This is a genomic window from Micromonospora aridisoli, from assembly GCF_056150025.1.
Genome location: NZ_JAXCFK010000005.1, coordinates 214,659 through 228,200 on the forward strand (window position 1 = coordinate 214,659; position 13,542 = coordinate 228,200).

The following is a 13,542-nucleotide window of genomic DNA, read 5'->3' on the forward strand; positions in this document are numbered from 1 at the left end:
ACCCGGTAGCCTGACGGCCCATGCGGACCCTGCTCGCCGTACTGCCGATCCTGGCTGTTCTGGCCCTGATGCTCGGCGCCAGGTGGTCGGCGGCGCGCGCCGGCTCGGTCACCGCGATCGGGACCCTGCTGCTGGCCGTCACCGTCTTCGGCTTCGGACGTACCGGGCAGTTGTCCGTCCCGGCCGCCGTGTCGGGCGTGCTGGCCGAGGCGCTCTTCGTCGCGCTGACCGTCATCGCCATCATCGGTCCGGCGCTGGGCATCCACCAGCTGCAACAGCGCACCGGCGCCACCGACCGCCTGCAGGCCGCGCTGGCCCGGATCACCCCGGATCCACGGCTGGCGGCGCTGCTCATCGCCTGGTTCTTCACGCTCTTCCTGGAGGGGGCGGCCGGCTTCGGCACCCCGATCGCGCTTGCCGCACCGTTCCTCGTCGCGGCCGGATTCCGTCCGGTCGCCGCGGTCACCGCCGCCCTCGTCGGGCACGCCGCCGGTGTCTCGTTCGGAGCCGTCGGTACCCCCATCCAGGCACAGGCCGCCATCTCCGGGCACGACGGCGGCGAGCTGGCCTGGGCGACCGCGCCGTACCACATGGTGCTCGGCGGTCTCCTGGCCGTCGTCGTCGTGCTCATCATCGGCCGGGCCAGCACTTCCGGTCGGGCACCCTGGTCGTGGGGCATCGCCGCCGCGATCCTCTTCTTCGTCCCGTACGGGCTCATCGCCCGGTACCTGGGGCCTGAGCTGCCCACGCTCGGCGGCGCCCTGCTCGGGGTACTCGGCTTCGTCGCGCTGCTGCTCGCGCGCCGTGGGCCGGGCACCACGCGGATCGACGACGCGCCACCGGGCCACCATCCCGGGCTGCTGGCGGCCGCCGCCCCGTATCTCGTCCTGGTCGCCCTGGTCCTGGTCACCCGGATGGTGCCGCCGGTGCAGCAGGCCCTGTACCAGGTGGTGCTCGAATGGCGGCTCGGCGACTTCGGCGCCAGCGTGCGGCCGCTCTACCATCCGGCGCTGCTGCTCACCCTGGCGTTCGCGGCGGGAGCGCTGGCCCAGCGCGCGCCCGTACGCCAGGTGCGGGCGGCCTTCCTCGCCGCGACCCGGATGCTGGGTGTGGTGCTCGTGGCGCTGATCGCGATGATCACTATCGCGTTCACCATGTCCCACGCCGGCATGACCGGGCAGCTCGCCGCCGACGCCGCCGCAGCGGGCCCGTGGTGGCCCCTGCTCGCCCCGGCCGTCGGAGCGCTGGGCACCTTCGTGACCGGTTCGGCCACCGCCTCCAATGTGCTGTTCACCGAGTTCCAACAGGACACCGCCGCCGCGGCCGGTCTACCCGTGCTGCCGCTGCTCGGAGCGCAGGGTTTCGGTGCCGCCGCCGGAAACATCATCTGCCCGCACAACGTGGTGGCCGCCGCCGCCACGGTCGGGCTGTCCGGCCGGGAGAACGAGGTGCTGCGCCTGACGCTCCCGGTCGCCGCCGTCTACGTGGCCCTCGGCGGCGCGCTGGCCTGGTGGTTCGTCCACTGAGGGGCGGTGCTCGACGCCCCGTCCGGACTTGCAGGGGACTCAGGCGGGCGGCTCGACTTGCGGCTCCAGCGAGGGCAGTTCGGGGATGTCGTGCGGTTAGTACTCGAGCTGGCCGACTGTCAGTGTGCCGTTGGGAGCGAGGCTGAACTCCGCGACGTCCTCCCAGTCCGCTAGGGCACACCTCAGTCGGCCTCCGCCTTTAGTGTGAACGTTGTGCGGGTCATGATGTGGAACCTCTGGTGGCGGTTCGGCGGTGCGTGGCAGGAGCGAGAGTCGGGCATCACGGCAACGCTTGAGCAGGTCCGCCCGGACGTCGTTGGGCTGGTCGAGACTTGGGCCGGCGACGGCACCACACAGGCGCAGCGACTGGCCGACCGGCTCGGGGCGGCGGCCGCGGTGTTCGCGCCGACGTCGCTTCCACCGCTACCGAACCCGCCGGAAGATCCGACACAGGCTGGGATCGACATGGGAATCGGCCTGATCAGCAAATGGCCAGTCCTTGCCACCGAGGTCCACGACCTGCCGCACGGCCAACGGCCCGGCCCACCTCCGACCGCATTGCTGGCCACTGTGGAACACCCGCACGGGCCGCTGCACGTGATCGTCTCCTGCATCGAGTGGGAACCCGCCTACGCCGCCGACCAGCTCGCGCAGAGCCGAGCCCTCGCCGCGCTCGCCACCGATCCTCGGCTCGACGGCCGGCTACCGGTACTGCTCCTGGCCGACCTCAACGCCGCGGTAGACCAGCCGGAACTCGCTCCGTTGCTCGACGTGATGGTCGACACCTGGGCAGCGGGCGGCGGCGACCCAAACGCCGTCACGCTCAGCTCCGCCGTCCCGGATGCACCACTGGAGGCGAGCAAGCAAATCGACCGCCGCATCGACCACATCCTGGCCCGCCCCGGCCGCGCCGACAGCACGATCACAGTGCCGCGGGCGTTCCTAGCTGGCGACCACCCGATCAACGGACGGTACCCATCCGACCACTTCGCGGTGGTCGCCGACCTGCAGCCATAAGGTCACAGCCGTCATCGGCACCGACCGTTCAAGGTTCTCTTCTGCCGCGACCCGGACGCGCGGACCCGGATCTGCCGCGGCGTCGAGCGCGGCCATGGCGACAGCGGATGCCCGGGCTCGGGGTTCGAGGCTGCTGCTCCTATCCTCTCTGTGCACGAATCCGCCACGGCAAGTACGCAGCGGTCGTCCCCGCGAGGCTGCCGACGGACAGGGCGAAGGCCAGCGGGAAGAACAAGTCCACGGCGCCCGTAGTCCGCCTCCGAGAACGATGCCGACTACCAGGCAGGCTGCAGTCGTGACCAGAAAAATGAGCGCCACTTGTAGTCGGTATCCCCGGCGGGCTTGTGGTATCCCAGTAGCGGCCAGGGCGGCTATGCCCGCGTGCCCTACCCACCCGAAGCTGACAGCCGTCAGGCAAATCACCAGGCCGACGATGACGCCCAGCAGCGAGTCGCACGCGGTGCTACGCAGGCCGAGGACTTCGCGCCCGCAGCCGATAACAGTGCGTCTGAACCCCTGAGATTGTGCGGCAGGCGCGATCCGTGGCCCGGCTATGGGTGAGGCGGGCTGGCCTTGTTCGCGGCCGGTGCCTGGTCGAACTCGTCGCGGTTTCGGGCGATGTCGCTCTGGTGGTCGCGGACCCAGCGCACGAGCCCGTCCACGGCCTCGCTCAGTGAGCGGCCCAGTGGCGTCAGGGCGTATTCGACCCTCGGAGGTACTTCCGGGTGTGCGGTCCTGGTCACCAACCCGTCGCGGGTGAGTGCGCGCAGCGTCTGGCTGAGCATCCGCTGGGAGACGCCGGCGACATGCTCGTGTAGTGCGGTGAAGCGCAGCGGGCCGGACGCTAGGGCCGTGATGGTCAGCAGCGTCCACTTGTCGCCGACCCGCGCGAGTACGTCTCGGACGAGCTCGATCGTTCGTGCGCAGTCCGGCGTGACCCCGCGGTGTGCGAGTTCGGCACCAAGGGTGCTTGTCATGGCTCTTTGTTCCTCATGGGTCAGTAGCTGACTTCAAAGTGCGTATGGGAAAGCCGGACTAAATCCGGTGGGCGCACGTTTCTTACTGATCGTAACTGGTGTGCGGCCACCCCTCTGTGGCCGTGGCGACGGAAGGAACGGCATGGTCCGGCACGACACGTTCACGATCTCGCGGCACATCGACGTGCCGCCGGGCGAGGTCTTCACGGCGTTCGCCGACACTGCGATCAGGCGGCGTTGGTTCCGGCTTCCCGGCAGCGGAGCCTCCTACGAGCACGACTTCCGAGTGGGCGGAGGCGAGACGGCCAGCAGTACCTACACCGGGCTGGACACCGTGCCCGAACGGCTGGAATACCGGTCGCGATACATCGACATCGTGGGCACTCACCGGATCGTCTATGGCTACGAGGCCGTCGTCGACGGCGAACTGCGGTGGACCTCGCTGGTCACCGTCCGGCTCGATGTCGATGCGGACGGAACCCGCCTGGACTGGACCGAACAGGTGACCTTTCTCAGATACGAGGGCGATGGCAGTGTGGACCTGGCGCACCTGCGCGGCGCGAGCGTGCTGCGGCTGAACGGCCTTGACGCAGCCCTGCAATCCGGACGTCCGCGTCAGCAACGGCGGTGAAAGCAGGGCACCGGCCAGACGCTGGCCCGCCCTCGCGACGGCGTCCGCAAACGGACCCAGGTGCTTGATCGGGCGCGAGGACATGCCGCGTTTTGGTGCAGTTGACGTCGGTCGCGTATTCCGTGTTGCCGTGCTACCACGACCGTCGCCCTGTCCCGCCGGTTGGACTCGTGTCTCGGACCCTTGTCGTGATCAAAGATCGGCTGAACCCTTGGCATCGTCCGGATGTAGGCCTCTGTGCAGCGGATTCAGGTGGCGCTTGCGGCGATGGCCGCGTACCTGCGGTCCGGGCGGTCCGGGAATTGGTGTTGCAGGCGTTGGAGTTCGGTGAAACCGGCCTTGGTCAGGCGGGCGGAGAACTCGTCGGCCGGCCAGCGGTACGCGGTGAGGACCTTGTGGTCGAACGCGGCCACCTCGTCGTCGCTGTCGAAGAAGCCGATCACCAACCTCCCGGACGGGGTCAGCATCCGGCGGAACTCGGTGAGCACGCGGTCCAGTTCCGGTGGCGGCAGGTGAATTGTCGAGTACCAGGAGAGGACGCCGGCCACCGAATGGTCGGCGATGTCCAGTTCGGTCATCGAGCCGAGCCGGAACGCCGGTCCGGGGAAGTTCGCGTGGGCGTGGTCGATGAACTCGGGGACCAGGTCGATGCCGGTCACGTCGGCGCCGAGCGAATGCAGGTAGGCGGTCCAGTGGCCGGGGCCGCAACCGAGATCGAGCACCGTGCCGTCCAGGCCGGCGAGGTGGCCCCGGATGAGCGCCGCGTCGCCGGGGGCCTGCCAGCCACCATCGAACAGCGCGATGTACCGCGCTGACATGGACGAATAGGCATCACGTACCGGCTGGTTGCTCACGGCGACACTTTAGGCCCGGCGCACGATGCTCAAGCAGGGTTGAGTAGGGCAGCTCGCGCGGAGGACGAGCCCGCACAACCTCGACCGACACCCCAGCTACTCCCTCGCCGCCTACATAACCCTCGACGCACAGCCAGCGCTCGCGGCTTGCCGATGACCGGGACGCAGCGGATTCAATCGCACGGAATCACCGAGCCGCGATGCTCTACGAGCCGCTCGGCGATGCGGATGTCCGTTCTTCGTCAAGACGAGGCAGCCGGTCAAGCGCAGAACGAAGCAATGCCGTCAGGTCGCCGTTCACCAGCGGAAGGCCGCCCAACTCGTTGATCCCGACCCATGCGATGTCGTCATGCTCCTCAGGTGCACGGTTGATGGGAGAGCCAACCCAGTCTCTGATGTGCCAGACGCTGACGTGAACGGCATCCTCACCGCTGCCGGCGTGCAGGTCGCCCAACCGTGACGAGGACTCCGCCACAATCCGGACACCGAGTTCCTCGTGCATCTCACGTGCGAGGGCCTGTAGTTCCGACTCACCCGCTTCGACATGTCCCCCGGGCAGATCCCAGAGATCCGGGTATGCCCGGCGCATCGGGCTGCGGTGCACCAGCAGGACCGCGCGGTTCTCCACGAGCGCGCCGCAGACGACGACATGCATGCCGGGATTAGAGCACAGGGGGAGGACGAACTCGCTCCGGTCGAAGGGGATGCACGGACGTGCGGATGCCGGTCAGCTTTGCGGTGGAGGCTGCTGACGGGAGGGTCAGGGAGGTTAGCTACCCCGTAGCCGTGATCGGCAGCGCCTGGCATCGTGAGGTCGAGCGGCCCTGTGCGCACCTTGCTGACCTGGTGAAGGGTGAAGGCTAAGGGGGGCAGCCGGCACAAGCGGTGCGCAGCGTCCGCCGAGCCGGCACAGGTGCCGTCCGGACGTGCCGAGAAGCGGATATCCGGTAATGGGAGAAAATGCGGACCCGGCCTGGCATTCGGCCTGGTCCGCATCGCAGGTGCTTACGCATGGTCAGTGCTGAGCAGGTTCCCACCACACCAGGTTGGCGGCCACCCGGGCCACCGGCTCGATGATCTCCCATGCCTCGGCTATCAGCCCGTCGTCGATCCGCCAGATGTCGACGACCGCGATTTCCGGTCCTGCGTCGGGAAGCCAGCGCCGCGAGTACATCACGACGTGATCGCCGTCTGCCAGCACCTGATGGATCTCGACCTGCATGCCGGCGAGCGGTACCAGCGCGGCGCGGACGGCGGCGAGCCATTCGGCCTTGGTCGATGTGGTTGTACCCGGCCTGTGGTGGACGAAGTCATCACTCAGGAACGGTGCGAGCGCGTCGACGTCGCCCGTCTCGATCAGTCCTGCCAGCGCCCGTTGGACGATGCTCTTGTTCTCCGTGGCCATGGATACAGTGTTTCCGTGGCCGCTTCAATTGTCGATGAAATCGGATTTCATGGCGTCCGACTCGACGATGAGTACGCTTCGTGATCGTGTACACGGTCGGAGAACTCTTGCGGCAGTGGCGGCAGCGCCGCGGACTCAGCCAACTGGATCTCGCGATCGCTGCGGACGTCTCGGCTCGTCACGTCAGCCTGGTCGAGACCGGTAAGTCCAAGCCGAGCGCCGACATGATCCTCCGACTCGCGGATCAACTGGACCTGCCGCTGCGTGATCGCAACCGGCTGCTGCTCGCCGCCGGCTTCGCACCTCGGTACGCAGAACGTCCGCTCGATGACAACGCGCTGGCAGCCGCCCACGACGCGGTCCGCAGGGTGCTCCGCGCGCACGAGCCATACCCGGCCCTGGTCTTCGATCGCCGGTGGAACATCGTGATGACCAATCGCGCTGTCAACCCGTTCTTCGCACAGGTGGCTCCTGACCTGCTACAGCCGCCGGTCAACCTGGTGCGACTGGGACTGGACCCGCGAGGGTTCGCTCGCATGGTCGTCAACCTGGCCGACGTGCGCGCGGTGTTCCGCACCCGGATCTCACGCCAGCTCGCCATTGCTCCCGACCCTGAACTCACCGCACTCTACGAAGAACTGCTGGCGCCCGAACCGGAGAATGCGTCGAGTCAACGGATCGAACCGGACGTCGTGATACCGATGATCCTTCGCGTCGACGGACGAGAGCTGCGACTGTTCTCGACCATCACCACATTCGGCACCCCGATGGATATCACGATCGACGAAATCGCGATCGAGTCCTACTACCCGGCAGACGCGGAGAGCGCCGCCTACTTCACGCAGTAGCGCACCTATGCCGCCCGATCGAGAGCGGCGGGCTGTCCGTCAGTCTCTTGATCAGGTGCGCGCATGCCGCGGACCCCGCGCCGTGCAGCGTCACGATCGCGTGAGTCAGGTGCCGTCCGGTCTCGCCGCCACCCCACGAGTCCACGGGGCCACCGGCTCGTTCCATCGTGTCCCAAAATGGCTCAGTCGAGCGGAGGATGTCTGCCACGGCAGCCGGATCGATGTCGATTGCAGCGCGGACAGCGCCGTCAGCTCCGCGCGAGATTCGGCGGGCATGTCCTGCAACAGATCATGAGGCTGCCTCCGCAGAAGCTACCTCAGGCGACGTGCATGCTCATGCCGCTGTCCGCTGATAAAGGGCTTGAGGACGCCTCGCCAATGGCGAGGCATCCCCCGGACTCGGCCCGGCTCGAACGGGCTGCCACCCTCTCCGGCAGGATCGCGGGCGCGGTCATCCGGAGCCACCGCACCTCGGGCCAGGACGGGAAGAGCTTAGGGGTGGCGACGACGTACGCACATGCCGCAGGCAGGGCGCTGATCCGTCCAGCGCTGTCAGTAACCGTCGATCATAAGCGCGCCTCCGGAGTGCAAGGACGTTCGGACGTGCGAAAGTAGTCTCCTGGTCGCCGTACCCGGCCCGCGCCGATATCGGGATCGCCATTCACAGGCGGCCACACGTACCTGCACCGTGTGGCAGAATCTGTTTCATGGCGTCCCCGATTATGATCGATGCTGCGGGCAATGAGTTGCTGGAGTTCAGGACGGGAGCCGAGGGCAGTTTGGAACTCCTCAAGGCTGACATCCCGTTGACGCTGGCGTTGGTGGTAGCTCGATACGACGGCAAGACCCTGCTTGTGCTGAATAGATCGCGAAAGGAGTGGGAACTGCCGGGCGGCATGGTTGAGCCAGGTGAGACACCCAGGGAAGCGGCGGTCCGAGAATTCGTTGAAGAGACCGGCCAGACCGTTCCGGTCATTTCATTCGTGGGCGCAGCCAAGTTTCGGCTGATGCCTGACCGACGATTGGAGTATTCCGCCGTCTATGTTTGCGGCCTCGTCGGCTGCCAACCATTCGTCCCCAACGACGAGATCGCCGACGTCCGGTGGTGGGACGGGACGGAAATCTCCGCGCTGGCGGCTCTCGACGCTGAAATCTGTCGGCTGGTGCAGTGCGGTGAGCACTGCCGGCCGCCGCAGAGCGCTCCGCGCTGATCTGCCGCAGATCGGGGATCCGCGAGTGCCCGTTGTCGGAGAAACAGCGCGAGGCCGGCGATGCCACCGGATTACCGCTCCGCGACGAGTTGATTGCCAGTGGTCCGCTCTGGTCCGACGACGGTTCCTTGGTGCTCGGGGCCGCAGTTCTGCTGGAGGCGCCAGACGGGGACGGCGCGCGGGAAGTCCTCTCCGCTGATCGATACGCCGGAATCGAGGTGCATCAGTGGCGGTTCGGTGGGCGACCGAGCTGAGACGGACGACCGAGTTGGGCGCCCGACCATGCCGCGATCCGGCGCGCGCGTGACTGACCTGGCCGTGATGGGCTGTTGTCGACGAGAACGGCCGGTCGCGCGACTTGGATGCTTGCTCGACGAACGTAGATGCCCTCTCCTGGTAGTCGGTTTCTGTCTGGCTCGGCACTGTCACGGTGCCGGGCGTGGTGGGTCGATGGTGTCGCAGCAGCGCCGGTCGCGGAGCGTCTTCACCACGGCGTCCCAGGCACGCCCGGCCAGATGCCGGTTGACCGCCCGGTCGAGCGGCTCGTTGACCCCGGCGGCGAACGCGGTGTCAGGCGTGGCGCTCACCGCGAAGGCGCACCGCAGCTCGGCCGCGGCGAGGTCCATGACAAGCAGGTCGAGACGCACGAAGCCGCGCTCCGGCGGCACGACCGGCGACCCGTCCGCGTTGGTCGCGAACGGGCTGTAGGCGAAGGCGGGGACCGGGTCGACGTACTCCGTCGGCCGCACCACGATGACGTACCGCAGGTGGTCGAAGAGCAGCAGCTGCTCGCCGAGCGTCAACGCCCGGGTGTCAGCGACAGTCTCACCTCGCAGACCCAGCGCACCGTAGAGCTTGGACCACACAATCGCACCGTCAGCACGCCCGCGGCCGGTCAGGCTGAAGTCGTACGGCGAATCGAAGCCACCAGCACGCAACGTGGCCAGCTCACCGGCCATCATGATGAGCGCGTTGGAGGCGGCCGGGTCATGGCGGCGGATGGTGGCCGCCTCGTCCAACGGCAGGATCGGGCGGGGACAACTGTTCGCCGCGTACGTCCCGGGCGCAGGCAGCCGGTCGGCCAGGGTGAGCAGCTGGTCACGGACCACATCGAGCTGCGCGCGGCGGGCCTGAACGACATCGCGCTCGGTCGGCTCCGAACAACCGCCAGCCGCGAACAGCGCCAGCAGCAGTAGCACTGCCGAGGCCCGTCCCGCTGCCCGCATCACCACCACCTCTTCGGCGAACGTCAATTCTACTCGCCGGGCCGGGGCAGCGGGGCGTGCGGGGCGGGAGAGCTCAAGGGCCGCTGGTGGTGGGGGGTCACAGGGCCCCGCGTGCGCGACCTCGGCGCCGCCCTCATCTCGGTCACGACCGGACGAGGCGCACGCCGGTCGCGAGCAGCCAGACGAGCCAGGCGACGAACCCTAGGAGCCCGACGAAGATCAGCGGCGAGCCGTCGGCGATCGCGAGGTTGCCCAGCCCTGCAGCGAGCAGCAGGCTCCCGCCCACCATGCCCAGCAGGCGCTGCCAAGCCGGAGTCAACCCGCTCGCGTGCGCGGCGAGGGACGAGCCGATGCAGGTGGTGCCGAGCATCGGCAGCGCCAGCGCGAACGCCGCCGCGTGAATCTGCCAGACGAGCCCGAACGCGGGCGTCGGCTCGGCGAGCCCGCTGGCGGAGAGCGCGAGCCCGATCTGCAGGACGTTGACAAGCACGAAGATGGCCGACAGCGTCGCGCCAGCGGCCAAGGCGAGGCGCGACCAGTCGGTGCCCGCCCCGCCGCGCCGCTCCACGAGGCCGTGCAGGCCCGTCACGAACACGAGCAGCAGCGGCAGGTACAGGGCTACCAGGCCGGACACGATCGCGACCGCGTCGCGGTTGGCCGCATAGTAGGCCAGCACTTCCTCGATCGGAGCGCCGTAGGGCAGCGCGCCCGTTACCGCAAACAACACGTTCTCTATCACCACCAACACCGCGAACGCGATCGCCGCGGCACCGACGAGCCGGCCTCGAACGAACCAACTGCGGGCTGGCGTGGTGGCGGTGTTCTTCGGTGATCTCATCTCATACTCCTTCGTTGCGGTCGGATTGGCAGGCGGGTCATCGAGCGGGTTCGGGGTTTGTTTCGCTGATTCGTACACCGCACGCCGTACACTGTACTACAGTTTAGTACACTGTACGAAGAGCGTACGCTTGACGATTGTCAAGCCGTTCGAGCGAGTGAGGAGACCCGTGCCCGGGAAGAAAAAACGCCAGGTCGCGCCCGACGCGGGGCTGAGCAAGCAACGGGTGGTGATCGAGGCCATCCGAATCGCCGACCGTGAGGGGGTCCACGCGCTGAGCATGCGCCGGCTGGCCGGCGCGCTCGGCGCGGGCGCGATGTCGCTCTACTACTACGTAGCGAACAAGGAGGAGCTGCTGGACGCCATGATCGACATCGTGTTCGAGGAGATCGAGCTCCCGCCCGACGAGACCGACTGGCAGTCGGCGATGCGACGGCGGTCGATATCCGCCCGACAGGTTCTCGCACGCCACCCGTGGGCGATCGGCCTGATGGAGTCGCGGACATCGCCGGGGCCCGCGCACCTCCGCCACCGCGAAGCGGTCACCGCCTGCCTACGGAGGGCTGGCTTCTCGGTTCTGATGGCGACGCACGCCAACTGGTTGCTCGACGTCTACGTCTACGGTTTCGCCCTGCAGGAAAGCAGCCTGCCGTTCGACACCGCCGATGATTTCGCCGACATGGCCGAGGACGTCTACCTACCCCAGCTTCCTCCTGACGAATTCCCCTACCTCAACGAGTCCGCCGCAGCGCTCGTCGCCGCCGGCTACGACCCGGCAGAGGAGTTCATCTTCGGCCTCGACCTCATCCTAGCCGCCCTCGAGCCTCTAAGAGCCTCCGCATAGCAACGCTCACCGACCGTCGTGGGCCCTCTGCACCGCGGGCTCCGCAGAAGTAATCCACCTAACATCCGAGGTCTTCACTCTCCTGCCGCGATCCGCGGTCTATCCGTGGGGACTGCGCCTGCGTCAGACGGCGACGGGGCTGATGAGGCTGTCATCGTTCCTTTGCTGAACGGCTGCCGGTGAGGCCAACGTCCGCCTGCCGCCGTCGCCAGCCCGCACGCTGCGGAAGGGGACGCGGGTGCGGACGATTGGGATCATGGGCCGATGATGCATTCGTTCCATCTCGCACTGCTTCCGCCGGCCTTGACCGTGCGCACACTGCGTCGCAGGCCTCGGGCTGCTGGGCTGCGGCACGCCGAATGCCTCGCGCTCATGCGACTCGGCTCCCCGGCGTTGTCGGTGGAACGGATGCAACTGCGACGCTTTGCGATGTTCGCCGAGTGGGACGACGAATCGGCGTTGGAGCGGTTCCTCGCAGACGACGATCTGGGGCGGCGGCTCGACGGCGGATGGCATGTGCGATTGCAGTACCTGCGGCGTTACGGCGAGGTGGCCGCGCTCGCCGGCCTGCCGGTGCAGGCGGGCCGGTGGGATCCGGAGGAGCCGATTGTGGCCGTCACCCTCGCCCGGCTCAAGGTTCTCGAACTACCCCGGTTCCTGAGGTGGGGGCGGCCTGTCGAACGCTTGGTCGCCGGCCACCCCGGCACCACGTTCGCCACCGCAGCGGTACGCCCGCCCCACACGTTCTCCACCTTCACGATCTGGCGCAGCGTCCGTGAGATGACCGACATGGTTCACGGCCGCAGCGCCGTCCCACAGGCCCATACACATACCGTCGCCATGGCTGAACAGCATCGCCGGGATTTCCACCACGAATCCGCGTTCATGCGGTTCCGCCCTTTGTCCGAACACGGAACCTGGGAGGGACGCACCCTTCTCCCCTGAGCGACTGGAGAGTGTCGGATCTGCCGGATGCCGTTCGTAGCGTATGCAGAGACGGACGTCGGGTCCGGGGACGATCACAGGGAGTGGACATGCCTGAGTACCTCATCTACTTCAATCAGCAGTGGGTGGTGACCACACCGAGGAGTGGTTCCGTGAGCGCGGTCCACTCGCCAGGGCGGTTGTTGATGAGATCAAGGCCGCTGGGGCGTTCGTCTTCGCGGGGGGTCTGGAGGAAGAGGATGGCCCAGTCTTCACCGCCGACGCCACGAGCGGTGCGATGGTCTTCACCGACGGGCCCTATGTCGAGAGCAAGGAGTTCCTGGGTGGCCTGACCATCGTGGATGTGCCGGATGAGGCGGCCGCCCGGATGTGGGCCGGCAAGATCGCGGAGGCCTGCGGCTGGCCGCAGGAGGTTCGCCGGTTCAAGCCGCGGCGGGTCTTGCAGGGATGAGATCGTCACTCGTCGGCTGAGGCTTGACCCGGGGCGTGGCCGGCACGGGGGCGACGTCGCTGCGGTGGTATCGGCGAGTATTCGATCCGGCACGGGGGCGGCCGGAGAGGTGCCGCCCCCGAAGCCGGCCGACGAAGGCGCTTCGCCGTACTCATCTAGCCGCAGAGCGCGCGCGTCGCCAGGCCGGCAGCCGTCACGTCGCGCCGGCTGCCGTGCGGCCTCCACATCCGGTCGCAGCCAGACGGTGGAGGCGTTCGGCGATGCCGATCAGCGAGTCTTCTTCGTCGCCCGCTTGCGCGGTGGCGTCAGCAGGTCGGCGATCTCCGCGATCGCGGAGGGCACCAGGCGGTAGTACGCCCACACGCCGCGCTTCTCCCGTTCAAGGAGACCAGCCTCGGTGAGGATCCGAAGGTGGTGGCTGACCGTGGGCTGGGAAAGCCCGAGCGGCGCGGTGAGGTCAGTCACCGACGCCTCGCCCTCGGGCGCCGACTGGATCAGGCTGAGCAGTCGCAGCCGGGCCGGGTCGGCAAAGGCCTTGAGCACTCCCGCCAGCCGCTCGGCATCGGCGCGTTCGATCGGCTCGCCGGCAAGGGGCGAGATGGCAGGCGTCGTCATTTTCGTGGCTCCCACGCTTTGCATCGTTGCAGCAACACCGCCTCTGGATTGGTAGAACGAGTGGCGGATCACTTTTATTCAAGGACATTCCCTCTGCCCTGTTGCCACAGTCGGCGCCCCTGCGGGCCAGGCTCCGCGGCGCGGGCGGCCCCAG

15 protein-coding genes are annotated in these 13,542 nt (G+C 67.9%); 8 read left to right on the forward strand and 7 right to left on the reverse strand.

Going from position 1 to position 13,542, the window contains the following annotated elements; genetic code table 11:
* The first annotated feature begins 20 nt into the window (after positions 1-20).
* Together SM447_RS13035 and SM447_RS13040 are read left to right on the forward strand one after the other, a co-directional pair.
* Positions 21-1,526: an L-lactate permease gene (locus SM447_RS13035; RefSeq protein ID WP_474573016.1), complete on the forward strand. Its 1,506-nt coding sequence runs from the start codon at positions 21-23 to the stop codon at positions 1,524-1,526.
* Positions 1,527-1,748: 222 nt separating this feature from the next.
* Positions 1,749-2,543: an endonuclease/exonuclease/phosphatase family protein gene (locus tag SM447_RS13040; protein ID WP_474573272.1), complete on the forward strand. Its 795-nt coding sequence runs from the start codon at positions 1,749-1,751 to the stop codon at positions 2,541-2,543.
* Between the two features lie 551 nt (positions 2,544-3,094).
* On the opposite strand, the gene SM447_RS13045 is transcribed toward SM447_RS13040, so the two are convergent.
* Entirely contained in the window at positions 3,095-3,520 is a 426-nt protein-coding gene (locus tag SM447_RS13045; protein ID WP_474573017.1) for a winged helix-turn-helix transcriptional regulator, read from the reverse strand.
* Positions 3,521-3,662: 142 nt separating this feature from the next.
* Between SM447_RS13045 and SM447_RS13050 the strand changes: the two genes are divergently transcribed.
* Entirely contained in the window at positions 3,663-4,151 is a 489-nt protein-coding gene (locus tag SM447_RS13050) for an SRPBCC domain-containing protein (RefSeq protein ID WP_474573018.1), read from the forward strand.
* Positions 4,152-4,399: 248 nt separating this feature from the next.
* Here the strand turns inward: SM447_RS13050 and SM447_RS13055 are convergent, their stop codons facing one another.
* The 3 genes from SM447_RS13055 to SM447_RS13065 form a co-directional block, all read right to left on the reverse strand.
* Positions 4,400-4,969, reverse strand: coding sequence for a class I SAM-dependent methyltransferase (locus SM447_RS13055; RefSeq protein WP_474573019.1), 570 nt, complete (start codon positions 4,967-4,969; stop codon positions 4,400-4,402).
* Positions 4,970-5,210: 241 nt separating this feature from the next.
* On the reverse strand, positions 5,211-5,660 hold the full coding sequence (locus tag SM447_RS13060; RefSeq protein WP_474573020.1) for an NUDIX domain-containing protein: 450 nt from the start codon (positions 5,658-5,660) through the stop codon (positions 5,211-5,213).
* Positions 5,661-6,020: 360 nt separating this feature from the next.
* Positions 6,021-6,410, reverse strand: a complete 390-nt coding sequence (locus tag SM447_RS13065; RefSeq protein ID WP_474573021.1) for a nuclear transport factor 2 family protein — start codon at positions 6,408-6,410, stop codon at positions 6,021-6,023.
* Positions 6,411-6,490: 80 nt separating this feature from the next.
* Between SM447_RS13065 and SM447_RS13070 the strand changes: the two genes are divergently transcribed.
* Positions 6,491-7,258, forward strand: a complete 768-nt coding sequence (locus tag SM447_RS13070) for a helix-turn-helix domain-containing protein (RefSeq protein WP_474573022.1) — start codon at positions 6,491-6,493, stop codon at positions 7,256-7,258.
* A 707-nt stretch (positions 7,259-7,965) separates the two neighbouring features.
* The gene (locus SM447_RS13075; protein WP_474573023.1) at positions 7,966-8,469 is read left to right on the forward strand and encodes an NUDIX hydrolase; all 504 of its coding nucleotides are present in this window, start codon (positions 7,966-7,968) and stop codon (positions 8,467-8,469) included.
* Positions 8,470-8,894: 425 nt separating this feature from the next.
* Here the strand turns inward: SM447_RS13075 and SM447_RS13080 are convergent, their stop codons facing one another.
* Complete coding sequence (locus tag SM447_RS13080) at positions 8,895-9,722, reverse strand: hypothetical protein (protein ID WP_474573024.1); 828 nt, start codon at positions 9,720-9,722, stop codon at positions 8,895-8,897.
* 115 nt (positions 9,723-9,837) lie between these two features.
* Positions 9,838-10,533 (reverse strand): hypothetical protein, encoded by a 696-nt coding sequence (locus SM447_RS13085; protein ID WP_474573025.1) that lies wholly within the window; start codon positions 10,531-10,533, stop codon positions 9,838-9,840.
* Between the two features lie 130 nt (positions 10,534-10,663).
* Here SM447_RS13085 and SM447_RS13090 point away from each other — a divergent pair, with 130 nt between their 5' ends.
* The 3 genes from SM447_RS13090 to SM447_RS13100 all read left to right on the forward strand — a co-directional run bounded on the left by SM447_RS13090 (position 10,664) and on the right by SM447_RS13100 (position 12,773).
* Positions 10,664-11,377 (forward strand): TetR/AcrR family transcriptional regulator, encoded by a 714-nt coding sequence (locus SM447_RS13090; RefSeq protein WP_474573026.1) that lies wholly within the window; start codon positions 10,664-10,666, stop codon positions 11,375-11,377.
* Positions 11,378-11,785: 408 nt separating this feature from the next.
* Positions 11,786-12,322, forward strand: a complete 537-nt coding sequence (locus SM447_RS13095) for a hypothetical protein (protein ID WP_474573027.1) — start codon at positions 11,786-11,788, stop codon at positions 12,320-12,322.
* A gap of 121 nt (positions 12,323-12,443) precedes the next feature.
* On the forward strand, positions 12,444-12,773 hold the full coding sequence (locus SM447_RS13100; RefSeq protein ID WP_474573028.1) for a YciI family protein: 330 nt from the start codon (positions 12,444-12,446) through the stop codon (positions 12,771-12,773).
* Positions 12,774-13,040: 267 nt separating this feature from the next.
* Here the strand turns inward: SM447_RS13100 and SM447_RS13105 are convergent, their stop codons facing one another.
* A complete protein-coding gene (locus SM447_RS13105) occupies positions 13,041-13,412 on the reverse strand; it encodes an ArsR/SmtB family transcription factor (RefSeq protein WP_474573273.1) in 372 nt (123 codons plus the stop codon).
* Between the last annotated feature and the right edge of the window lie 130 nt (positions 13,413-13,542).

Coding starts and splice junctions, on each gene's coding strand:
- SM447_RS13035 (WP_474573016.1), top strand. CDS start 21: ATGCGGACCCTGCTCGCCGTACTGCCGATCCTGGCTGTTCTGGCCCTG.
- SM447_RS13050 (WP_474573018.1), top strand. CDS start 3,663: ATGGTCCGGCACGACACGTTCACGATCTCGCGGCACATCGACGTGCCG.
- SM447_RS13055 (WP_474573019.1), bottom strand. CDS start 4,969: ATGTCAGCGCGGTACATCGCGCTGTTCGATGGTGGCTGGCAGGCCCCC.
- SM447_RS13045 (WP_474573017.1), bottom strand. CDS start 3,520: ATGACAAGCACCCTTGGTGCCGAACTCGCACACCGCGGGGTCACGCCG.
- SM447_RS13065 (WP_474573021.1), bottom strand. CDS start 6,410: ATGGCCACGGAGAACAAGAGCATCGTCCAACGGGCGCTGGCAGGACTG.
- SM447_RS13095 (WP_474573027.1), top strand. CDS start 11,786: ATGCAACTGCGACGCTTTGCGATGTTCGCCGAGTGGGACGACGAATCG.
- SM447_RS13060 (WP_474573020.1), bottom strand. CDS start 5,660: ATGCATGTCGTCGTCTGCGGCGCGCTCGTGGAGAACCGCGCGGTCCTG.
- SM447_RS13105 (WP_474573273.1), bottom strand. CDS start 13,412: ATGCAAAGCGTGGGAGCCACGAAAATGACGACGCCTGCCATCTCGCCC.
- SM447_RS13075 (WP_474573023.1), top strand. CDS start 7,966: ATGGCGTCCCCGATTATGATCGATGCTGCGGGCAATGAGTTGCTGGAG.
- SM447_RS13040 (WP_474573272.1), top strand. CDS start 1,749: ATGATGTGGAACCTCTGGTGGCGGTTCGGCGGTGCGTGGCAGGAGCGA.
- SM447_RS13085 (WP_474573025.1), bottom strand. CDS start 10,533: ATGAGATCACCGAAGAACACCGCCACCACGCCAGCCCGCAGTTGGTTC.